The 22,384-nt window shown below is 63.7% G+C and carries 16 protein-coding genes and 1 tRNA gene; 3 read left to right on the forward strand and 14 right to left on the reverse strand.

What is annotated here, in order from left to right:
- Positions 1-10 precede the first annotated feature (10 nt).
- The 4 genes from L630_RS0105840 to L630_RS0105855 all read right to left on the reverse strand — a co-directional run bounded on the left by L630_RS0105840 (position 11) and on the right by L630_RS0105855 (position 5,129).
- A complete protein-coding gene (locus L630_RS0105840; protein ID WP_144708783.1) occupies positions 11-3,682 on the reverse strand; it encodes a PAS-domain containing protein in 3,672 nt (1,223 codons plus the stop codon).
- A 192-nt stretch (positions 3,683-3,874) separates the two neighbouring features.
- A complete protein-coding gene (locus L630_RS0105845) occupies positions 3,875-4,363 on the reverse strand; it encodes a hypothetical protein (RefSeq protein ID WP_144708775.1) in 489 nt (162 codons plus the stop codon).
- A gap of 174 nt (positions 4,364-4,537) precedes the next feature.
- Positions 4,538-4,612, reverse strand: a tRNA-Glu gene (locus tag L630_RS0105850).
- A gap of 136 nt (positions 4,613-4,748) precedes the next feature.
- Positions 4,749-5,129, reverse strand: a complete 381-nt coding sequence (locus tag L630_RS0105855; RefSeq protein ID WP_024847341.1) for a hypothetical protein — start codon at positions 5,127-5,129, stop codon at positions 4,749-4,751.
- A gap of 25 nt (positions 5,130-5,154) precedes the next feature.
- Here L630_RS0105855 and L630_RS0105860 point away from each other — a divergent pair, with 25 nt between their 5' ends.
- A complete protein-coding gene (locus L630_RS0105860; RefSeq protein WP_024847342.1) occupies positions 5,155-6,186 on the forward strand; it encodes an RluA family pseudouridine synthase in 1,032 nt (343 codons plus the stop codon).
- Positions 6,187-6,365: 179 nt separating this feature from the next.
- Complete coding sequence (gene rpoH, locus L630_RS0105865; RefSeq protein ID WP_024847343.1) at positions 6,366-7,274, forward strand: RNA polymerase sigma factor RpoH; 909 nt, start codon at positions 6,366-6,368, stop codon at positions 7,272-7,274.
- An 89-nt stretch (positions 7,275-7,363) separates the two neighbouring features.
- Here rpoH and L630_RS0105870 read toward each other — a convergent pair whose 3' ends face one another.
- Complete coding sequence (locus tag L630_RS0105870; protein ID WP_024847344.1) at positions 7,364-8,905, reverse strand: hypothetical protein; 1,542 nt, start codon at positions 8,903-8,905, stop codon at positions 7,364-7,366.
- 69 nt (positions 8,906-8,974) lie between these two features.
- Positions 8,975-10,273, reverse strand: a complete 1,299-nt coding sequence (locus tag L630_RS0105875; RefSeq protein ID WP_024847345.1) for an adenylosuccinate synthase — start codon at positions 10,271-10,273, stop codon at positions 8,975-8,977.
- A gap of 228 nt (positions 10,274-10,501) precedes the next feature.
- Here L630_RS0105875 and L630_RS0105880 point away from each other — a divergent pair, with 228 nt between their 5' ends.
- The gene (locus L630_RS0105880) at positions 10,502-11,404 is read left to right on the forward strand and encodes a DMT family transporter (RefSeq protein ID WP_024847346.1); all 903 of its coding nucleotides are present in this window, start codon (positions 10,502-10,504) and stop codon (positions 11,402-11,404) included.
- Between the two features lie 66 nt (positions 11,405-11,470).
- On the opposite strand, the gene serA is transcribed toward L630_RS0105880, so the two are convergent.
- From serA to ybgF, 8 genes are all read right to left on the reverse strand, one after another.
- A complete protein-coding gene (gene serA, locus L630_RS0105885; RefSeq protein ID WP_024847347.1) occupies positions 11,471-13,072 on the reverse strand; it encodes a phosphoglycerate dehydrogenase in 1,602 nt (533 codons plus the stop codon).
- A gap of 78 nt (positions 13,073-13,150) precedes the next feature.
- On the reverse strand, positions 13,151-14,326 hold the full coding sequence (locus L630_RS0105890; protein ID WP_024847348.1) for a phosphoserine transaminase: 1,176 nt from the start codon (positions 14,324-14,326) through the stop codon (positions 13,151-13,153).
- Between the two features lie 175 nt (positions 14,327-14,501).
- Entirely contained in the window at positions 14,502-15,191 is a 690-nt protein-coding gene (locus L630_RS0105895) for an outer membrane protein (RefSeq protein ID WP_024847349.1), read from the reverse strand.
- A gap of 191 nt (positions 15,192-15,382) precedes the next feature.
- On the reverse strand, positions 15,383-16,174 hold the full coding sequence (locus L630_RS0105900; protein ID WP_024847350.1) for an outer membrane beta-barrel protein: 792 nt from the start codon (positions 16,172-16,174) through the stop codon (positions 15,383-15,385).
- A 150-nt stretch (positions 16,175-16,324) separates the two neighbouring features.
- Positions 16,325-17,677 (reverse strand): phosphoglucosamine mutase, encoded by a 1,353-nt coding sequence (gene glmM, locus L630_RS0105905; RefSeq protein WP_024847351.1) that lies wholly within the window; start codon positions 17,675-17,677, stop codon positions 16,325-16,327.
- Positions 17,678-17,964: 287 nt separating this feature from the next.
- Entirely contained in the window at positions 17,965-19,896 is a 1,932-nt protein-coding gene (ftsH, locus tag L630_RS0105910; RefSeq protein WP_024847352.1) for an ATP-dependent zinc metalloprotease FtsH, read from the reverse strand.
- Between the two features lie 67 nt (positions 19,897-19,963).
- Positions 19,964-21,307 (reverse strand): tRNA lysidine(34) synthetase TilS, encoded by a 1,344-nt coding sequence (gene tilS, locus L630_RS0105915; protein WP_024847353.1) that lies wholly within the window; start codon positions 21,305-21,307, stop codon positions 19,964-19,966.
- Between the two features lie 8 nt (positions 21,308-21,315).
- A complete protein-coding gene (ybgF, locus tag L630_RS0105920; protein ID WP_024847354.1) occupies positions 21,316-22,218 on the reverse strand; it encodes a tol-pal system protein YbgF in 903 nt (300 codons plus the stop codon).
- Between the last annotated feature and the right edge of the window lie 166 nt (positions 22,219-22,384).

A 22,384-nucleotide genomic window follows, 5' to 3' on the forward strand; every position in this document is an offset into this window, starting at 1 on the left:
GGTGACGGTGTCATGCGAAGCTGAAGTCGACCTCCGTACCGGCACCAAGCCACAGCGAAATCTTTTCCGTCAGTGCCTTCGGGCTGATTGGCTTGGACAGATAGTCGTCCATGCCGGCTTCAATGCAGCGTTCCCGGTCGCCCTTGAGCGCATGGGCGGTGACGCCGACGATCGGCGTGTGCCGGTCGGTGCCTTCCTCCATCTCGCGAATCCGGCCGGTTGCCTCGAGGCCGTTCATCTCAGGCATGGAGACGTCCATCAGCATCATGCGAGGCATGAGCCGCGACCAGGCTTCGACCGCGAGCCGGCCATTGCCGACGATCTCGTACCGCAGGCCCGTTTCGCCAAGGATCTGGCTGAATACGAGCTGGTTCACTTCATTGTCCTCGGCAACGAGAATGTCGACCCGGTGGTCGTCGCCGGAGGCAGGTCGCAGCGGCACGATGTTGGGCTCCGGCAGTGCCGGCGCTGCAGGCTGCACGCGGATGACATCGGCATCTTCGGCCGCTGGAGCTGGCGCAATGCGGTCGTGCTTCTGCTGAAGACCGTGGCGGTGATTCTGGATGGCGGCGACGAGCGCTTCAAGCAGCGCCGAAGAGCGCGCGGGCTTGATGAGATGAGCGTCGATGTTGAGCGCGCGGTAGCTCGGCTGGCCGAGGGTCTGATCGACAGAGGTCAGCATGACGATCGGCGTCGCGGCAATTTCCGGTGTCGCGCGAACGACGCGCGCGACGTCACTGCCGGTCATCTCCGGCATCTGGTAGTCGAGAATCATGCAGTCGACGCTGAGGCCGCGCGCAACAACTGCCTTGAGGACGGCGATGCCTTCGTCGCCGCTCTCGACGGCGCAGGCGTCGAAGCCCCAGCTCGCCATCTGCTCCATCAGGATGGCGCGGTTCACGGCGTTGTCGTCGACGATGAGCACCCGCGCCCCCGAAACGTCGAGCGGCGTTGGGCGAAGTACGCGATGGTCGCCCGCGCGTGGCATCGTCAGCGTGAACCAGAAGGTGGAACCTTGGCCCTCGACACTCTCGGCCCCGATCTCGCCGCCCATCAGGGCAACCAGCCGCGAGGTGATCGCAAGGCCGAGGCCGGTGCCTTCATGACGTCGAGTGGATGACGCATCGACCTGGCTGAACTTCTCGAAGACCTGGTCGAGCTTGCCGGCCGGAATGCCGATGCCGGTGTCTTTCACCGACACGCGCAGGGCGACCTCGTCGCCGACGTCATGGCCAGACACGTCGACGAGGACGTGCCCCTTCTCGGTGAATTTGACCGCGTTGCCAACGAGGTTAGTGACGATCTGCCGGAAGCGGCCGACGTCACCAACGACTACCGTCGGCAGGCCCGGCTGCACCCGGACGATGAGCTCAAGATCCTTTTCCTTGGCTCTTGTCGAGACCAGCGTCGCCACGTCCTCGATTGCCTCGGCGAGATGGAACGGCCCCGGATCGAGAACCAGCTGGCCCGCATCGATCTTCGAGAAGTCGAGGATGTCGTTGATGATCGTCAGCAGCGCGTTACCGGACTTCACGATGATGTCGGTGAAGGTCTTCTGGCGGTCGTCGAGCCGCGAGCGAGCCAAAAGTTCCGCCATGCCGAGGACGCCGTTCATCGGCGTGCGGATTTCATGGCTCATGTTGGCGAGGAATTCGGACTTGGCGCGGTCGGCGAGCACAGCCTTGCGCTGCGCTTCCTCGAGTTCGGCCTCGCGCTGCTTCAACTCAGTGATGTCTATGCGAATGCCGATGAACGAGCCGTCGGGCGTGCGCGTGTCAATTGCCTGGTACCAGCGGCCATCGGGGTTCTGGCGCACATAGGTGCGGTGCTGTTCGCGGCGGCGTTCGAGATAGGCGTCGATCCACTGCTCACGGTCACTGTCATAGAGAGCATCGACATCCGGATCGCCGCTGGCACGGAAGTAGCCGTGCGCATGTCCAAGCCGCAGCGCCTCGCGGAACGGGCAGCCGGCATACCAGGCCGCATTCACCTCCGGCATCGTGTCCTGCAGCTTCCTGTTGGCAAGAACGAAGCGGTCCTCGGTGTCGTAGATGATGATGCCCGCCGGCAGCGATTCCAGCACGTTCTCGAGATAGGTGCGGGCCGCGCGGCTCTCCATTTCGCGACGCTTCAACTCCGTCACGTCGAAAATCGACCCGGCGACGTAGTCGGTGCCCGAGCGCGTGCGCACGCGGTTCTTCCGAAGGATGCGGAAGTGTTCCTTGCCGTCGATGACGTAGTCTTCTTCGTGCTCGTAGGGCTCCCCAGTCTTCAGGACCTCGAGTTCACGCCGCTCGAGCTCGGCCGCAATCCTCGGCGGCGCGAAGTCACGCGATCGCTTGCCGATGATGTCTTCGGGAGCCTTGCCCCACATCTGCGCGTAGGCGCGGTTGACCATGACAAAGCGCAGGTCCGCGTCCTTGACGAACATTGGATCGGGCACGTTGTCGATGACGGTCTCGGCGAGGCGGGCGCGTTCGAGCGCGATCGCAACCTGCTTCTCGCGCTCCTTCATCTCGCTAATGTCAAAATAGCTGATGAGGCGCTTGCGGCCGGAGAGGGGCGTCACGGAATAGATCATCGTGCGGCCATCGGCGCGGGAGAATTCGCGCGGCGCGACGCTTCCCTGGCGGATCTCGTCGAGCCGCGACTCGACATAGGCTTCCCACTGCTGCGGTGAAACGCCGTAGACGCCGTTGTCGCGGTTGTAGTCCATCAGTACCCGGAATGGGCTGCCTGTCGGGACGTTGGTCTCGTTGAAGCGCCAGATCTCATAGAAGGCCTTGTTGACGATCTCGATGTCCAGGTTCTCGTCAACGATGACGACGCCCATCTGCATGGCGTCGAGGCTGCGCCGAAGATCTTCGAGGAGATGCTCAGCTTCCCGCTTAGCGAGGAGAACCTCGTTTTCATGGCGCTTGAGCGCGGTCACGTCCGTGCAGACGCAGATCATGCCGCCGTCTTCCGAAGGGACCTCGCGATGGATGGCGTAGCGGCCGTCGGAGAACGAGATCAGCGCCTCGAAAGGCTCGCGCTTGTTGCGGCCGTCGATCAGGAATGTGCAAAGGGCTTCCGCATCCATTTCGTGCGGCGTCCACAAACCGCGGTCGACCGCGGCGCGGACCAGATCATGGAAGCGTGTGCCGCGGCGGATCAAATCCTCGAGCCCGGCATACATCTTGACCATAGCGTGGTTGTAGAGAACCAGCCGGTCGTCCGCGTCGTAGTAGCAGAAGGCGTCCTGCAGCGCGTCGAGCATCAGCGCCAGGCGCGTATCGCGCGAGGGCATCTGCGACGTGGCCTTGCGGAAGTAGGCGGTCACATTGCGGCAGGTGCCGCGATAGCCGAGGAAAGTGCCGTCGCTGTCGAACAGCGGCACGCCCGAGATCGCCACATAGCGGCAGTCGCGGTTGGGAACCTTGGTGTGACAGATGAAGTCGCGGAACGGCTTTCGGGCGCGCAGCGCATCGAGATGCTCAGACTTGCCGCCGAGGCTGCCGGTTTCCAGCAGGGTATCGATACGTGCGCGGCCAATGACGTCATCCGGGCTCGCGCCGGTTGCTGCGGCATAGGCCTCGGAGAGATGGCAGATTACGTGACAAGCGTCCGACTGCCACAGCCAGGCGCAGTCGTTTTCGAGAAGCTGAAGACCGGCGGCGGCAAGTTGCCCTTCCGCCGGCATGCTGTTCATCACAGAAGATAGCGTCGGCGTCTCACCGAAAGGCAAAACAGAGGTCGTAACTTCCTGCATGAACGCGCCCAGCCCCCCATTGCTTGCATGCAAGTCAGCGAGGGATTGTGGATGCGAAGGCTTAACGATCAGCTAACCATAGCGCGCACACGGCCACCGGATTCGCTCATTGACTCCAGGCAATCACGGCTGCGGCAGGCCGCAGCCCTTCAGCATCTGGCCGACAGCGCGGCTCGACCCCGACACACCGAACTGATGCTCGTGATATTGCTTGCCCTGAAGCGAGAGGGCTGCCGCCACGCGGCGCCTGGCCTTTGCTATATCGTGCGCCGTAGCTACATCGATGGCGGCACCGACCCGAAGCTGCCCCTCAGAACTTTCGACCAGCGCGTCGAGCTCGAGTACTTCGCCGTTGTCGATGCGTAGCAGCATGATCGGAGAAAGCTGCTTGAAGCGTTGTGCATCGTCGAAGGTGATCGCTTCCGGTGCCAGCAAGATCGCGGTGAGCTCGTCGCTCTGGCATCGGAGACCGAAGCCGTATGTGCCTCTGACGGTCACGGCAACGTGTTTCGCAGCACCGCCAAACGCGCTTTCCTGCTTCTGATGAACCCACTGAGCCGACGCTGGTGTTGCGACAAGCACCAACAGCCCAGCAGCGATAGCTGTTCGCATTTCCCCCTCCCACGGCTTTTGCCCGTCAGCATGCGATCATATTTCGACGCGGCTCATCAAATGAAAAATGCGAGCAGGGAAGGATCGGAGAAGCTGCGGGATCTTGCCAGCAGGTCGCGAGGCTCAACGATGTCGGTCCGCTAAGCGAAGAGAGCTGTTTTTTGTGGAGATAACTGGCACGCCCAAGGGGAATCGAACCCCTGTTTGCGCCGTGAGAGGGCGCCGTCCTGACCGCTAGACGATGGGCGCTGACCAGTGACCGGGCATATAGATTCGATTCGCGGAGAATGCAACCCGGGTCGTTGCAGGTTCTTCCCAAAAGCGTGATTTTTCTTGGGGGAAGAAGCTTTAGCCGGCTGCCTCGGCAGCCGGCGATGGGAAGGGACTACTCTTCCTTGATGTCGAAACGGGCGATCAGCCGCGCCTCGGCCATGTCATATATGTAGATCGAGCGCGTGCCGTCCGCGAGGTCGAGCGACAGGCTGAGTCGGTTGCCGGAGAGAGCGTGGCTGGTGATACGCGCGCCCTGCGGGATAGAAATCTCGCCATAGGCTGCCGTGTCGGCCGGGCCCGGAACTTCGCGAATGGGTGCTGCGGGTGTCTCGACGCGTGTTGCGCGGTAGACAAGAGCGCCGACGACAGCCATAAGGGCCAGGAACAGAATTCCCAGATTGATGGCGATAAAGCGGACGAGCTTGCGCCGGACCCGTTCCACGGCGGGGTCGAGCGGCTTTTCCTCAACCTGGTCGTCGTCATCCTGCATCATCGAGAAATCCACTCCGGTCCGGTAGATGAGCGCCCCTGATAGCGAAGCGGAAGCCGCATTGAAAGAGTTCCTTGCCGACAAGGACGCGCATGGCACGCGTATGGACCAGTGGCTAGCGGCCCAGACGGCGCCTGAACTGTCGCGCAGCCGCGTCCAGGGGCTGATCCGCGACGGGCAGGTGACGCTGAACGGCGCCGTCATTACCGAGCCGAAGAAGAAGCTCATCGAAGGCGACCGGATCACGCTCGTCATGCCCGAGCCGGAGCCGGCCGAGCCCGAAGGCGAGGACATTCCGCTGTCGATCCTCTACGAGGACGACGAGCTGATCGTGATCGACAAGCCGGCGGGTCTTGTCGTTCATCCGGGCGCCGGCAACTGGACCGGCACGCTCGTCAACGCGCTGATCCATCATTGCGGCTCCTCGCTTTCGGGCATCGGCGGTGTGCGGCGGCCGGGGATCGTGCACCGTCTCGACAAGGACACCAGCGGCGTGCTGGTGGTCGCCAAGACCGATCGCGCGCACCGCAGCCTGTCGGAAGCCTTTGCCGACCATGGCCGAACCGGCGACCTCCAGCGTGCCTATGATGCGCTGGTGTGGGGAACGCCGGCGCGCATGGGCGGCACGATCGAGACCTATCTTGGCCGCTCGACCACCGACCGCACGAAGCAGGCCGTGGTGCGTGAGGAACGTGAGGACGCGCGCTATGCGGTGACACATTTCCAGGTGCAGGAGCGGTTCGGCGAAAAGCCCGATGCGACCGCAATGGCCTCGCTGGTCGAATGCCGTCTGGAAACGGGCCGCACCCACCAGATCCGTGTCCACATGGCACATATCGGCCATCCGCTGGTCGGCGACCGCGAGTACGGCCGCGCCTTCTTCACCAAGGTGAACGTGTTGCCGGCTGAGCTCGGAGATCTGGTCCGCAATTTTCCGCGCCAGGCGCTGCATGCGCGGCTGCTTGCCTTCCGCCATCCGGTAACGGACGAGCTGATGAAGTTCGAGGCACCGCTGCCTGAAGATTTCGCGGAACTGTTGGACGGGTTCCGAGGTTTATAAGCCCAAAACGGCAGCACGCCGCCCGTTCATTTTTACGTGACGGACTGTTTCAGTGCGTCACGCTACGTGTTTTTGCCGCAAACGTACCTATATATGACCTACGGCGTGGTGCGCGCTGCGCGCGACCGCGCCCGTAAGCTCGCCGATGAACGGGGGCAAAAATAGAGGGAGGGTGCTATATGGCCCAGACACTACCTAGCATCGTTTCCGGGGAAGGCGGCCTTGCCCGCTATCTTGAGGAAATCCGGCGCTTTCCGATGCTCCAGCCGCAGGAAGAGTACATGCTCGCCAAGCGGTACATTGAGCACGGGGACACGGATGCTGCACACAAGCTCGTAACGAGCCATCTCCGCCTCGTCGCCAAGATCGCGATGGGCTATCGCGGCTACGGCCTGCCGATCGGGGAAGTAATCTCCGAGGGCAATGTCGGCCTGATGCAGGCGGTCAAGAAGTTCGAACCTGAACGCGGTTTCCGCCTCGCGACCTACGCGATGTGGTGGATCAAGGCCGCGATCCAGGAATACATCCTGCGCTCGTGGAGCCTCGTGAAGATGGGCACCACGGCGAACCAGAAGCGCCTGTTCTTCAATCTGCGCAAGGTGAAGGGCAAGATCCAGGCTCTGGACGAGGGCGACCTCAAGCCGGAGCAGATCACCGAAATCGCGACGCGCTTGAACGTTAGCGAGGAAGAGGTCGTATCGATGAACCGTCGCCTGTCGGGCGACGCTTCGCTGAACGCGCCGATTCGCGCCTCGGAAGGCGAGTCGGGCGAGTGGCAGGACTGGCTGGTCGACGATTCGGAAAGCCAGGAAGCCATGCTGATCGAGCAGGACGAGCTCGAGAACCGGCGCGCGATGCTTTCGGATGCCCTGTCCGTCCTCAATGAGCGCGAGCGCCGCATCTTCGAGGCGCGCCGCCTTGCCGACGAGCCGATGACGCTCGAGGAGCTTTCGGCTGAGTTCGACATCAGCCGCGAGCGCGTGCGCCAGATCGAGGTTCGCGCCTTCGAGAAGGTGCAGGATGCAGTCCAGGCGGCGGCTCGCCGCCAAGCACAGGCCCTGCGCACCATCGAGGCCGAGCCGGCGTAAGCCGCGTTCCTCGGGACCTACGAAAAAGCCGCCTGCGGATTCCCGCCGGCGGCTTTTCTTTTTGTCCGTGATTTCGATGTCGCGCTGTCTTAGCCGGCGTTTGCCTGTTCCCAGGCCTGCAGGGCTTCCTGGAAGACCTTGTCGCCCGGTATGCCCTTTTCCACCGACAGCAGCGCGCGGCGGCCGGTCTGGTAGACGATCGGAATGTCGATCCAGCTCTGCTGGCGCAGCAGGTTCATGTTGGTCTGGATCTCTGCCGGGGCGTCGCCCAGCGCGATCAGGAAGAAGCCGTCAGCGATCTTTGCCGGGATGCCGATCAGCGGGCTGCCCGCAGCCTGTTCCGTCTCCTTGAACGACATGCGCGAGACGTTGGATATCGCACCGCCCTCAAAACCTTCCGGCGTCAGGAAGATCATCTCGACGATGTGGCTTGCAGGCAGCGTGGCATCGCCATTGCGCCGGATGGTCATGCGCAGCTGCACGTCCTTGCCCGGAATGGTCGCCTCTGCGCGGATCGCCGGCTCAGGCGGCAGGTCGCCGCCGGGCGATTCCTGGACGATCGACCAGACGATGTTGCCAAGCTCGGCCGAGCCCTGCGCCGAGCTGGTGCGCTCTTCGTAGAAGATCGCGCGCTGGCCGACGGCAACGCCCGACTGCTGCTGGGTGGCTGGCTGCTGCTCGGCAGTGTTCGCGGGCGCTGCGCCGTTGCCGTTTTGGGCAGGCTGTGCGTTCGCCGGCTGCTGCAGCGTCGCGACCGAAGTGCCTTCGCCGATGCTCGGCTTTTCGCCGGCCGGACCTTCATCGACCTCGCTGCCATCAGGCAGAAGGCGCTGCGTGAACTTGTCGGTGCCTGGCTGTGCCGGGGTTGCCGGCTGCTCTGGCGTCGCGGCCGCCTGTTCCTGCGGCTCTTCCTCGGTCAGATCCTCCGCGGTGGATGCGGGCTCCTCAGGCGCAGGCTGTGCCTCGGGAGTAGGCGTCTCGGTGGCAACCTTGGAGCCATCATCCGACAGGAGGAAATAGCCGGCGCCGGCGAGTGCGGCGAGAAGCACGACAATGGCGGCGGCAAGGCCGACGCGCTTGCCGGAGCCGCCGCGTGCGGCCGGGGCTGCGGCGCGACGCTCGCGCGGCTCGCGGTCATGCGAAGGGGCGCTTTCGAGCAGCGTGTCGATACCGTCGGTAATGGGCGGACGCGGTTCATCCTGATCGGGGGCGGGTTCAGGCGCCTCGGGTGCAAAGGCGCTTGGCGTCGGAGCCTCGGCGGGAGCCGCCGGAGCAGGTTCGACGCGCGGCTCCGCGACGGGCGCTGGTGCCGGGCGAGGAGCAGGCTGCGGCGCAGCCGGAGGAGGCGGCGCAATGTCCGGGGCCTGATGCAGGCTCGCGAAAATGTCCTCGAGCTCGTCGTCCTCGACCGTCGCTTCCTTCTCCGCATAGTCGGCGCGGACGACGGCGATCGCGTCCTCGAGCGCCTTGCGCTGGCGGTCGGCGACGGACGCTGGCGGCGGCGGGTTGATGGCAGCCAGCTTGGCTTCGATCGTGGCCCTGGCTTTATCGTAGACCTTCTCGCGCATCTCGGGCGTGTTCTCGCCGAGATTGCTGATCGCCTTTCTCAGAACCGCTACGAAATCGGCCATTCCTGTTTGCCTTTGCCTGTGCCGGTTCGGCGCGGCCCCTAGTGCCACGCCGCGACTTTACGTTGGAACCTAGTCTTGAAACGGATCGGTCACAAGAATCGTGTCTTCCCGCTCGGGGCTGGTCGAAAGCAGCGCAACCGGGGCGCCGATCAGCTCCTCGATGTAGCGGACATACTTGACCGCCTGCGCCGGGAGATCGGCCCAGCTGCGTGCGCCCGCCGTGGTGCCCTTCCAGCCTTCGAGCGTCTCGTAGATCGGCTCGACGCGGGCCTGGGCGCCCTGACTCGCCGGCAGGTAGTCGATGACCTGGCCGTCGAGCTTGTAGCCGGTGCAGACCTTGATCTCGTCGAGGCCGTCGAGCACGTCGAGCTTGGTGAGCGCGATGCCGTTGATGCCGTTGACGGCAACGGCCTGGCGGACCAGCACGGCGTCGAACCAGCCGCAGCGGCGCTTGCGCCCCGTGACGGTGCCGAACTCGTGGCCGCGGGTGCCGAGGAACTCGCCGACATCATTGTCCTGCTCGGTCGGGAACGGGCCTTCGCCGACGCGGGTCGTGTAAGCCTTGGTGATGCCGAGGACATAGTCGATCGAGCCCGGACCGACGCCCGAACCGGCGGCGGCCTGGCCGGCAACTACGTTCGACGAGGTCACGAAGGGATAGGTGCCGTGGTCGACGTCGAGCAGGGTGCCTTGAGCACCCTCGAACAGGATGCGCTCGCCGGCGCGGCGCTTCTCGTCGAGCACCTTCCAGACGCGGTCCATGTATGGCAGGACCTTGTCGGCAATCGAGGTCAGCTCTTCGAGCAGCGTTTCCGGCTTCACTTCCGGGAAGCCGAGGCCGACGCGCAGCGGATTGTGGTGCGACAGCAGGCGGTCGATCTTGGCGGGAAGAGTGTCGAGGTCGGCAAGGTCCATGACCTTGATCGCGCGGCGGCCAACCTTGTCCTCATAGGCAGGACCGATGCCGCGGCGGGTGGTGCCGATCTTGGTGCCACTGCTGGAAGCGGCATCCTCGCGGTAGCCGTCGAGGTCGCGGTGGATGGAAAGGATGAGCGGCGTGTTCTCGGCGATCTTGAGGCGGTCCGGACCAATCTCGACGCCGAGGTCGCGCAGGCGCTGCAGCTCGGCGACGAAGGCATGCGGGTCGAAGACGACGCCGTTGCCGATCACCGAGAGCTTGCCCGGACGCACGACGCCGGAAGGCAGTAGCGACAGCTTGTAGACCTTGCCGTCGACCACGAGGGTGTGGCCGGCGTTGTGGCCGCCCTGGAAGCGCACGACGACGTCCGCGCGTTCCGAAAGCCAGTCGACGATCTTGCCTTTGCCTTCGTCGCCCCACTGCGAGCCGACGACCACCACATTGGCCATGGAAACATCCTCTTCACTAAAGCCGGGCGTTCATGCCCAGAAAATGACAGGCCTCTATAACCGCAAGTCGCGCGCAACGCGACCCCCCGGTTGCAATACCAGGGCCAACCCAGATTCTAGCGGCCACATCTGGCTCATTTACAGCGAAACAGGGAGGGATTAAGGCTCGTCCCTCCGTTTTTGCACCTTGTGCTCATATTCATCAAAAGACCTTTGGCAAGGGACGCGATGTTACGCCACGCCTATACGCTGCTTCTGCTGGCGTCATTCTTCTGGGCAGGAAATGCCGTCAGCGGCAAGCTGGCACTCGGGCATGTCTCGCCGATGGTTCTGAACAGCGCCCGCTGGATCATCGCTTCGCTTGTCATCGCCGCGATTGGCCTGCCGCATTTCCGCAAGGACTGGCCGGTGCTGAAGAAGAGGCTGGTGTTCATCTTCCTGCTTGGCGCCGTCGGCTTCTCGCTCTTCAACATCGTCCTCTACAACGCGGTGCGCTACACGACCGTCATCAACGTGTCGATCGAGCAGGCGGCGATGCCGATGTTCATCTTCGCGCTGAACTTCGTGCTGTTCCGCACCGGGGTTGGCGTCGGGCAGATCGTGGGCTTCCTGATGTCGGTGGCGGGCGTTGCGCTGACGGCCTCGCATGGCGACCTCTCCACGCTCGCGCAGCTGCAGATGAACTTCGGCGACGCGCTGATGCTGATCGCAGTGATCTCTTATTCCGGATACACGGTCGCTCTGCGCAACAAGCCGGACGTGCACTGGAAGAGCCTGATGCTGGCGATGTGCGTGTCTGCCTTCGTGGCCTCGATTCCCTTCACGATCTGGGAGGTGGCGGCAGGGGAAGCGATCATGCCAACCCTGCGTGGCTACGCGATCATGGCCTATACGTCGCTGTTCCCTTCGATCCTCAGCCAGATCTTCTATATTCGCGGCGTCGAGTTGATCGGTGGCAACCGCGCCGGGCTGTTCATCAACATGATCCCGGTCTTCGGCACGCTGCTTTCGGTGTTGCTGCTTGGCGAAGCCTTTCAGCTCTACCACGCAGCCGCGCTGGCACTGGTATTCGGGGGCATCTGGCTTGCCGAGCGCAGCGGCCACCGCCGCGCACTGGAAACCCGGCAATAGGCACAAAAGAAAACCGCCGGCTCGAGAGCCGGCGGTTCGGTCAGCCTTGGGAGGAGGCTTTCAGGTTCAGTTCGCCGCGACGTCGAAAACGAGCGGCTTTGCCGAGTTGATGCGGACATCGGCGAGCAGCTCGGTGAGGACGTGTTCCGGGAACGGAGCGTCGAGATAGAGCAGCGCGATCGCGTCGCCACCCGGACGGTCGCGGCCGAGGGCGAAGTTTGCGATGTTGACGCCATGCTTGCCGCAGAGCGAGCCGAGCAGACCGATGATGCCCGGAACGTCGTCGTTGGTGGTGTACAGCATGTGCTGGCCCACCTCGGCGTCGAGGTTGATGCCCTTGATCTGGATGAAGCGCGGCTTGCCGTCAGAGAAGCAGGTGCCGGCAATCGAGCGGGTCATGGAGTCGGTCTTGACGGTCAGCTTGATGTAGCCGTCGAAGACGCCCGACTTGTCGCGCTTGATCTCGGACAGGATGATGCCGCGCTCCTTGGCCATGATCGGCGCTGAGACCATGTTGACGTCGGCAACCATCGGACGGATCAGGCCGGCGAGCGCGGCGCTGATCAGGGCGCGGGTGTTCATGGTCGCGGTCGAACCGTCGAACAGCACCTCGACTTCCTTGACCGGATCCTCGGTCGCCTGACCGACGAAAGCGCCAAGCACTTCGGCGAGCTTGATGAACGGCTTGAGACGCGGAGCTTCCTCGGCGGTGATCGACGGCATGTTGATCGCGTTCGAGACGGCGCCCTTGATCAGGTAGTCGGACATCTGCTCGGCGACCTGCAGCGCGACGTTCTCCTGCGCTTCAGTGGTCGATGCGCCAAGGTGCGGCGTGCAGACGACGTTCTCCATGCCGAAGAGCGGGCTTTCGGTGGCGGGCTCGACTTCGAACACGTCGATGCCGGCGCCGGCAACCTTGCCGCTCTTGAGCGCTTCGACAAGGTCAGCCTCAACGACCAGGCCGCCGCGGGCGCAGTTGATGATGCGCACGCCGTCCTTCATCTTGGCGAAGGCGTCCTTGTTGATGATGCCGCGCGTCTTGTCGGTCATCGGCGTGTGCAGGGTGATGAAGTCCGAACGCGTCAGGAGCTCGTCGAGCTCGACCTTCTCGACACCAAGCTCCTCGGCGCGCTGCTCCGACAGGAACGGGTCGAAGGCGATGACCTTCATCTTGAGGCCGACGCCGCGCGTAGCAACGATTGAGCCGATATTGCCGCAGCCGATGACGCCCAGCGTCTTGCCGGTGATCTCGACACCCATGAAGCGGTTCTTTTCCCACTTGCCGGCGTGGGTGGAGGCGTTGGCCTCCGGCAGCTGGCGGGCGACGGCAAACATCAGGGCGATCGCATGCTCGGCGGTCGTGATCGAATTGCCGAAAGGCGTGTTCATCACGATGATACCGCGGCGCGATGCAGCCGGGATGTCCACGTTGTCGACGCCGATACCGGCGCGGCCGATGACCTTGAGGTTGGTGGCGGCGGCGATCAGCTTTTCCGTCACCTTGGTAGCCGAGCGGATGGCAAGACCGTCATACTGGCCGATCACCTCAAGGAGCTTTTCCTTGTCCTTGCCGAGGTCGGGCAGGTAGTCGACTTCAACGCCGCGATCCTTGAAGATCTGGACGGCAGTGGGCGAAAGCTTGTCGGATACGAGTACGCGAGGTGCCATTGCGGCCTCCTTCGTCAGGTCACTTGAGTTCAGATGCAGGAGAGAAGGGGTCGCTCCCAACCGCGACCCCGAAACTAATCAGGCGGCAGCCTTAAGAGCAGCCTTCTGCTGGGCAAACGCCCAGTCCAGCCAGGGCATCAGCTTCTCAAGGTCGGCCGTTTCAACGGTCGCGCCAGCCCAGATGCGCAGGCCAGCCGGAGCGTCGCGGTAGGCACCGATGTCGTAGGCGACGCCTTCCTTGTCGAGCAGCGTCGCAATGCCCTTGGCGAATGCGGCCTGGGCATCGGCATCGAGCGCGGTGACTTCCGGATCGACGATCGTCAGGCACACGGAGGTGTTCGAACGGGTTGCCGGCTCGACGGCGAGGTTGTCGATCCACGGGGTCTTCTGAACGAAGGCGTCGATGACCGCAAAGTTCGCGTCGGCGCGTGCGATCAGGCCGTCGAGACCGCCAATCGACTTCGCCCACTCGAGAGCGTCGATGTAGTCTTCGACGCAGAGCATCGACGGAGTGTTGATGGTCTCGCCCTTGAAGATGCCTTCGATCAACTTGCCGCCCTTGGTCATGCGGAAGATCTTCGGCAGCGGCCAGGCCGGGGTATAGGTCTCGAGGCGCTCGACAGCGCGGGGCGACAGGATCAGCATGCCGTGGGCAGCTTCACCGCCGAGAACCTTCTGCCAGGAGAAGGTGACGACATCGAGCTTCTGGAAGTCGAGGCGCTGGGCAAATGCGGCCGAGGTGGCATCGCAGATGGTCAGGCCTTCACGGTCGGCCGGGATGAAGTCGGCGTTCGGAACGCGGACACCGGAAGTGGTGCCGTTCCAGGTGAAGACGACGTCGCGGTTGAAATCGATCTGAGAAAGGTCGGGCAGCTTGCCGTAGTCGGCTTCGAACTTGCGGACGTCCTGCAGCTTCAGCTGCTTGACGACGTCGGTGACCCAGCCGGAGCCGAAGGATTCCCAGGCGACCATGTCGACGCCGCGCTGGCCGAGCAGCGACCACAGCGCCATCTCGACCGCGCCGGTGTCCGACGCCGGCACGATGCCGATGCGCCAGTCGGCGGGAACCTGAAGAATTTCGCGGGTAACGTCGATTGCGTACTGCAGCTTCGTCTTGCCGATCTTCGCGCGGTGCGAGCGACCGAGCGGGGCATCAGCGAGAGCTTCAAGCGACCATCCGGGACGCTTGGCGCAAGGACCAGAAGAAAAATTGGGATTGGCCGGACGAAGGTCCGGCTTCGGAGCAACTGTCATGTGGTTCTACCCTTTCAGATAGCACGCCTCTCGTTGGGGAGAGGTGGCCCACGGCGGGCATTACGCCTGAGCGCTCTTGATCGCAAGCGGAAATCTGAGAAGACGCTAAATAATTTTGGAGAAAGCAAAACGGCGGGCCAGAGCCCGCCGTTCCAAACCATTATGTGTTAGTGGCTTACCACAGGTCGTAGCGCAGGCCGACCTTCAGCAAGTGCTGGGTCTGGCCCTCGCGCAACTCGCCGCGCTCGGTGTCAAAGTAGTCCATCTTCGGCGTATGCAGGAACTGGTAGCCCGCATCGATCGAGACGTTGTCGGTGACCTTGTAGCTCGCGCCCGCCATCAGCGCGTAGGCAAAGTTGTACTGGCGGTCGGGCACGTCGGCCGCGCCGACGAGGGCCGGATCAAACGAGAGTTCGTGACGCGAATAGGTGAAGCCGACGCCGGCGCCCACGTAAGGCGTGATGCCGACGATGGTAGCGATGTCGTAGTAGCCATTGATGAGGCCGCTCCACACGCTGTGCGAGGCGTAGTCATTCGGGCCGACGATCGGGCCTCGGACATCGTCCTTGCCGAGATAGGAGACCGTGATGTCGCCACGCAGCTCGTCAGTGAAGTGGTAGCCGAAGCCGAGCGAGCCGGACCAGCGATTGTTGTCGACCCTGTTGCCGGCCACCCAGCGATAGAGCGGCCGGGCAAAGTCGTAGCCAACGTCGCCGCGCAGGTACCAGCCGCTGCCAACTTCGACCGGAACGAATTCCGGCGCTTCCTCCACGTAGACCGGAGGATCGTAATCGGCTGCAAGCGTCGGGGTGGCTGCAAGGACGAGTGCCGCAGATGCGGCGAGAATCTTGTAGCAGGATCGCATCATGAGTCTCCAAGCCCACGGCCGCACCGTCACCTGATCGGGCCGCCTTAATCGACCGGATTGTTAACCATGATGGTTAAGTCGCGGTTAAGCATAATGGGATTTTGACGTCGCGCTCCGCCTGTGTGCGCGGCCCGCAAACGAAAAAAACCCGGCAGATGCCGGGCCTTTCGAGAGGGAAACGAAGCTTCCTAATTCAGCTTGTAGCGCAGGCCGACCTTCACGTCGTGCGAGTAAAGGTCCTTGAACTTGAAGCCGCTATTCGGGCGGCTGAAGGCAGGATCGTAGTTGTGGGCCTGGCCGGTCTTGCCGTCGCCGAGGTGGACGAAGCTGTAGCCGAAGTCGACCGTAGCGCGTTCGTTGAGCTCGTAACCGAGACCAGCGTGCAACGCCCAGGCCAGATCCCACTGCGAGCCAGTGCCGGCATAACCGCCACCACCCGCCATGACGTTTGCGTCGTTGAAGTGCGAGATCGTGTTCCGCGAGGCACCAATACCTGCACCGACGTAGGGAACGATGCCGTGGAAGTTGCCGAGGTCGGCGTAGACGCTGGCGAGCAGCAGCCACTCGGATTTCTTGGCGCTGTACTCGTTGGTCATCACGTTGGTCGGATCGGCGATCTCGGTGACGCGGTCGAGCGCGCTGAACGAGGCCTTACCGCGATATTCAGCGGTGAGTTCGCCGCGCAGCCAGTGGTTGACCTGGTAGCCGACGCCTGCACCGAACAGCGGCGACGAGCCGAAGCCGCCCTTGTCCGGCCAAGTCTGCTCCCAGCCCGGAGCATCGAAGTACTCGTAGTCGAGTCCCTTGAAGTTCTGGTTGGTCATGCCGAGGTAGCCGCGCAGATACCAGCCGCCGATGGCTGGCGCGGGATCCTCATATTCGATGACCGGAGGATCAATCAGATCCGCGGCGTGAGCTGGAAGAATGCCCGCCGTTACCAGGGCGGCGACTACCCCAGATCTCGTCACAGTGCTTCGCATCGTACATCCCGCTCTTGCCGTAGCCCATGACTACGGGTTGCCAAGTTCGCTTGGCGGCAAGGTGAACGAGAATGGTTAAATCACGATTAACTGTAACGATTAACCAAGGCGGACAGGTCGTCCGCCCTGGATACTTGGAAATAGTTGCGATCAGGCCGCGCTGCGGGTGCTGGCGATGACCTCAACGATCTCGTTCACCACCTGCTCAACGAGTGTCGAATCGTCGGCCTCGGCCATGACACGAATCAGCGGCTCGGTGCCCGACGGGCGGATGACGAGGCGGCCGGACTTGCCAAGCCTTGCGCGCGCATCTTCGATCGCCGACTTGACCAGCTTGCTCTCGAGCGGCGCGCCGCCGGAGAAGCGGACGTTCTTGAGCAGCTGCGGCACCGGCTCGAACTTGCGGCAGACCTCGCTGGCAGGCTTACCAGCGCGCTTGATGCAGGCAAGCACCTGCAGCGCCGAGACGAGGCCATCGCCGGTGGTGGAGAAGTCGGAGAGGACAACGTGGCCCGACTGCTCGCCGCCAACGTTGAAGCCGTGGGCACGCATGTGCTCGACCACATAGCGGTCACCGACCTTGGTGCGGTGGAGCGAAAGCCCCAGGCTCTCGAGATAACGCTCGAGGCCGAGGTTGGACATGACGGTCGCCACCACGCCGCCGCCGGCGAGGCGGCCGTTCTGGTGCCAGGACTCGGCAATCAGCGCCATCAGCTGGTCGCCGTCGATCACGGCGCCGGTCTCGTCGACCATGACGACGCGGTCGGCGTCACCGTCGAGCGCGATGCCGACGTCGGCGCGCAGCTCGTGGACCTTTTTCGACAGGCCGAGCGGATGGGTCGAGCCGCAGTTCTCGTTGATGTTGAGGCCGTTCGGCTCATCGTTGATGGCGATGACCTCGGCGCCGAGCTCCCAGAGGGCTGCAGGCGCAACCTTGTAACCGGCGCCATTGGCGCAGTCGATGACGATGCGCAGGCCCGACAGCGACATGGAGCGGGGGAGCGTGCGCTTGGCGAATTCGATGTAGCGGTCATGGACGCCGTCGATGCGCTTGGCGCGGCCGAGCGCGTCAGCGTCGGCGAGCGCGATCTCGACGTCCTGGTCAAGCAGCTGCTCGATGCGGGACTCAATCTCGTCGGACAGCTTGTAACCGTCCGGGCCGAACAGCTTGATGCCGTTGTCGTAGTACGGGTTGTGCGAGGCGGAGATCATCACGCCGATGTCGGCGCGCAGCGAGCGCACCAGCATCGCAACACCCGGCGTCGGAATCGGGCCGAGCAGGAACACGTCCATGCCCGCGGCACAGAAGCCGGCGACCATCGCGTTCTCGATCATGTAGCCCGAAAGACGGGTGTCCTTGCCAACGACGACGCGGTGACGGTAGCTGCCGCGCTGAAAAGACATGCCCACGGCCATGCCCACGCGCATCGCGATTTCCGGAGTCATGGGCGACCGGTTAGCCCGCCCGCGAATGCCGTCTGTACCGAAGTAGCGTTTCGTCATGTTTTGACCTGCGTTTCCGCCTGAATCGAGCCGAGATTTGCCACAGCAACCCGGACCCATGGCATCACAATATGTGAGCAACCGTTACGAATCTCGTTCCGCAACTGGTAAACATCGAGGAACGTATTGCCTGACGCGGCGGGACGTCGAGTCCACGATTGAGAGGCGACATAACCCTTTTGGTCGCGTGCAACAGCCGCATTCAGGTGAGGAACAACGTCCCCATAAATAGCAAGTTCGCCGCGCTGGGCGCGGCGAACCGGGGTTTTCAGGATTTTCCGAGAGCCTTATTGCGGCTGGGGCTCCATGCCGGTGTCAGGCTCGTCGCCCTTCCGCGGCTCCTTGCGCGCGCCCGCCTTCGGCACGGTCGTGCCGCGGGTCGGCGGAGTGTCGTCGCCAAGGTCACGCGCCGGCTTTTCGCCGCGGATGATCTGCTGGATCTCTTCGCCGGTCAGCGTCTCGTACTCGAGCAGCCCTTCTGCGATCGCCAGCCACTCGTCGCGATACTCCGTCAGGATGCGATGCGCCTCGCGATACGCCTCGTCGATCAGGCGGCGCACTTCGGTGTCGATCAGCTGGGCGGTCTCCTCGGAGACGTTCTGCTGACGCGCGACCGAATGGCCGAGGAAGACCTCTTCCTGATTGTCGCCGTAGGCGACGTGGCCGAGCTTGTCGGAGAAGCCCCAGCGGGTGACCATCGCACGGGCGAGTTTGGTCGCCTGGTCGATATCCGAGGCGGCGCCCGAGGTGATATTCTCCTTGCCGAACTTGATCTCTTCCGCGACGCGGCCGCCCATCATGATGACCAGGCGCGAGGTCATGTACTTGTAGCTCATGGAGTAGCGATCGCCCTCCGGGAGCTGCATGACCATGCCAAGCGCGCGGCCCCGCGGGATGATGGTCGCCTTGTGGAGCGGGTCGGCAGCCGGAACGTGCAGCGCGGTGATGGCGTGGCCGGCCTCGTGATAGGCCGTCAGCTCCTTCTCCGCCTGGGTCATGGCGTTCGACCGGCGCTCGGCGCCCATCATGATCTTGTCCTTGGCGTCCTCGAACTCGGCCATGGTCACAAGCCGCTTGTTGCGGCGGGCAGCCATCAGCGCAGCCTCGTTGACGAGGTTGGCAAGGTCAGCGCCCGAGAAGCCAGGCGTGCCACGTGCAAGAACCTTGAGGTCGACATTCGGTGCCAGGGGGACGTTGCGGACGTGGACCTTGAGGATCTTCTCGCGGCCGATGACATCCGGGTTTGGGACGACGACCTGGCGGTCGAAGCGGCCCGGGCGCAGCAGCGCCGGGTCGAGGACGTCCGGACGGTTGGTCGCGGCGATCAGGATGATGCCCTCGTTGGCCTCGAAGCCATCCATCTCGACCAGCAGCTGGTTCAGCGTCTGCTCGCGCTCGTCATTGCCGCCGCCAAGGCCTGCGCCACGGTGACGGCCGACCGCGTCGATCTCATCGATGAAGATGATGCACGGCGCGTTCTTCTTGGCCTGTTCGAACATGTCGCGCACACGGGAAGCGCCGACGCCGACGAACATTTCGACGAAGTCCGAACCGGAAATGGTGAAGAAGGGCACGTTCGCTTCGCCGGCAACGGCGCGCGCGGTCAGCGTCTTACCGGTTCCGGGAGGGCCGACGAGCAGCACGCCGCGCGGGATCTTGCCGCCGAGGCGCTGGAACTTCTGCGGATCGCGCAGGAATTCGACGATCTCCTCGAGGTCCTGCTTGGCTTCGTCGACACCGGCGACGTCAGCAAAGGTGACGCGGCCATGCGCTTCAGTCAGCAGCTTTGCCTTCGACTTGCCGAAGCCCATGGCGCGGCCCGAGCCGGACTGCATCTGGCGCATGAAAAAGATCCAGACACCGAGGATCAGGATCATCGGCAGCCAGGAGATCAGGTAGCCAAGGATGGAGTTCGAGCCGTCCGTTTCGGGACGGGCGTTGATGGTGACGCCCTTCGAGGCAAGGCGCTCGACCAGCGTGTTGTCGCCAGGCGAGTAGGTCTGGAATCCGGATGCGGAGTCACCATAGGAGCCGGTAATGCGGCTGCCGGAAATCGTGACCGAGCTAACGCGTCCGGATTCAACCTCGCTCAGAAACTCTGAATACGGAATCTCACGCGCCATGCCACGCTGCTGCGGGGCCTGGAACAGGTTGAAGAGCGCGATCAGCAAAACGGCGATTATCGCCCAGAGCGCGAGGTTGCGGTAATTCGGATTCATCGTGCTTCCCGTTGGTGTCCACCGCAGCAGAGAGCGGACACAGGTGCCATCTCGGTGGGTGCTGAGCTTAACATAGGCAGCGTGCCGGGCCTTGCCAAGCAGAAGCACCGCGTTCGGTTAAGGGTTGCGTGTCAATTTGTTGCTTCCATGGCAAGGGCGGCAACGCCGCACTGTCGAGCAACTTTGCGACTGCCTGCGCCAACGCCAAGTCGAACTCAGGCAGGAAGCGGGAGAAGGGCGCCGCAGCCGGCTCAATCGTCGCTGAACCTGCGGTTGCAGTGACCTCTGCTGGCGACAGCGCCGGCAGCACAGATCGGGCGGCGCGGGCGATGCTGTTTGGAACATCTTCAATGGCTTGATCTTCCGGAAGATCGGCACACGTCGGCGAGACGACAAGCCCCCTCCCACCACGGATGCGCCAACGCCCATCCCAGATGGCCTCGTCGCTATTGAGCGCAACCGTGGGGACGTCGCGGTTCTCGCGCCAGATGAAGACAGCGTCGCGGCGCCGGTCGATCACCGCGCGCGACAATGTGGCGCGCATCTTTTCGCCTGCTTCAAGTCGTCGATAAAGCGCTTCAGCGCGCCCGAGATCTGGCAGGCGAGGGGACCCGCCGGCGGTGGCGAGGAGGGCTCGCAGCGCAAGAACTGACGAAGGCCTGGGACCCGCGAACATCTGTGGGGCGACGCGGAAGAGGCCGGGTAGCGGCATCGTCACGTGTCGCTTGATCTCGGCGGCTGCCGCTTCGGCGAGCGTGTGGCGCTGTTCGCCCTCAATTCTGGCGCGTTCTGTAAGAGCGAGGACCTGGTGGTCATCAAGCGACTGGCGCACGCGCACGCGTTCATACTTGTCGCTTTCGTTCGAGGGATCGTCGATCCAGCGGACGTCTTGCGCTGACAAATAGGCGCGCAGCTGCTTGCGGCGAACGGAAAGGAGAGGGCGAAGGATCCAGAAACGCTCGTCATAGAGCGTGGCGTCGGCCATTCCGGCGAGGCCAGAACCTTCTCCACGCGCAAGGCGCATCGCAACGGTCTCGGCCTGATCGTCCATGGTGTGGCCGACGAGGATGATGTTGGTGCCGGCTTCCCCTGCCGCTTGGGCCAGTAGCTGGTAGCGCGCCTCACGCGCCGCCTCGCTGATGCCGGTCGACGGCTTTTCGCCATCCCAGACCATGATGCGGTGGGAAATGCCGCGCTCGCGGCAGAAGGCGGCGACGGTTTCGGCTTCGTCGGCTGCCTCCGGGCGCAGGCAATGGTCGACTGTCACGGCAAGCATCGGCAGGCCGTGCTCGCGAAAATGGTGGTGAGCCAGAAGAAGGAGGGCGAGGGAGTCGCTGCCGCCGGAGACGGCCAAGACGGCGCCCGATAGCGCATCAAGCCGGGCAAAGAGCTGGCGGGGATCCGGGCCCATCGGGCTGATCAGCAGGAGGCTGTAGCCTGTTCCTGCTTAACGCGGTCACGCAGGGCGTCGGTCGCCTGCGGATAGCGCTGCAGCACCTCGCCGAAGGTCGCGCAGGCAAGGTCGCGCTGGTTCATGGCTGCGAGCGAGACACCGAGCTTGAACAGCATTTCGGGTGCCTTACGAGCCTTAGGGAAATTGCGGTTGGCGGCGAGGAAGATTTCGGCCGCCTCGCGCGGCTTCTTCTGTCCAAGCAGCGCTTCGCCAAGCCAGAAGTGGGCGTCCGCGGCGTGCTCGCTCTCGGGGAAGCGGGCGATCAGGTCGCGGAAACCGGCCTCGGCTGTGGCGTAGTCGCCGGAAAGAACGAACTGGTAGGCGGTGCGGTAGATTTCGTCATCGGCATCGCCGCCGGTGGGCAGCGCTGCGACGGCGGTACCGTCAGCCGGAGCTGCCTGGGCGGCAGGCGCGGCAGGTTCAAGCGGCTGCGGCGCGGCATCGGCGGCGATCGGGTTGCCCTGAGCGTCGAAGGTGATGCTGCCGAGTGTGCGCGGCGGGGTGCCGAGAACCTGCGCGCCGTTCTCGACCTGCGGAACGCTGCGGTAGAACTCGTCGTCGCCGCTGCCGGTGTCCTGCGTGGCCGCGAGGTCGCGCGGCGCGGCATCCTGGGTGGATGCCGGCCCGGCGTCAGAGCGCCGCTCTTCCAGTTCCTGGAAGCGCTGCTCATTGTCTTCCTGCATGCGGCGAAGCTGATCCTGCATCTGCAGGATCTGGAAGTTGAGTTCCTCGACCGTGCCGGTGAGCTGACGGATCTGCTCTTCCAGCTGAGCCACGCGCGGATCGGCGATCTGGGCGGTGGCGGGAGCCGCAAGAGACAGTGTCAGCGTCAGCGCGACGAGACCGCTGAACAAGGTTCGCAGAAACATGGATCCCTTACCTCGGTTGCGTGACCTTGAGTTGCTGCCGGCCACCCCAGTGGACCGACGGGCCGTTACTTATCAGCACAGCTCAGTTCGGCCAAATTGTGATTGCTGCGGCCCATGAAAAAAGGCGGCCCGCAAGGACCGCCTCTTCATCTCTTTCGATGCCGAC

Origin of the sequence: Aminobacter sp. J41 (assembly GCF_000526635.1) — a bacterium.
In the GTDB taxonomy this organism is placed as follows: domain Bacteria; phylum Pseudomonadota; class Alphaproteobacteria; order Rhizobiales; family Rhizobiaceae; genus Aerobium.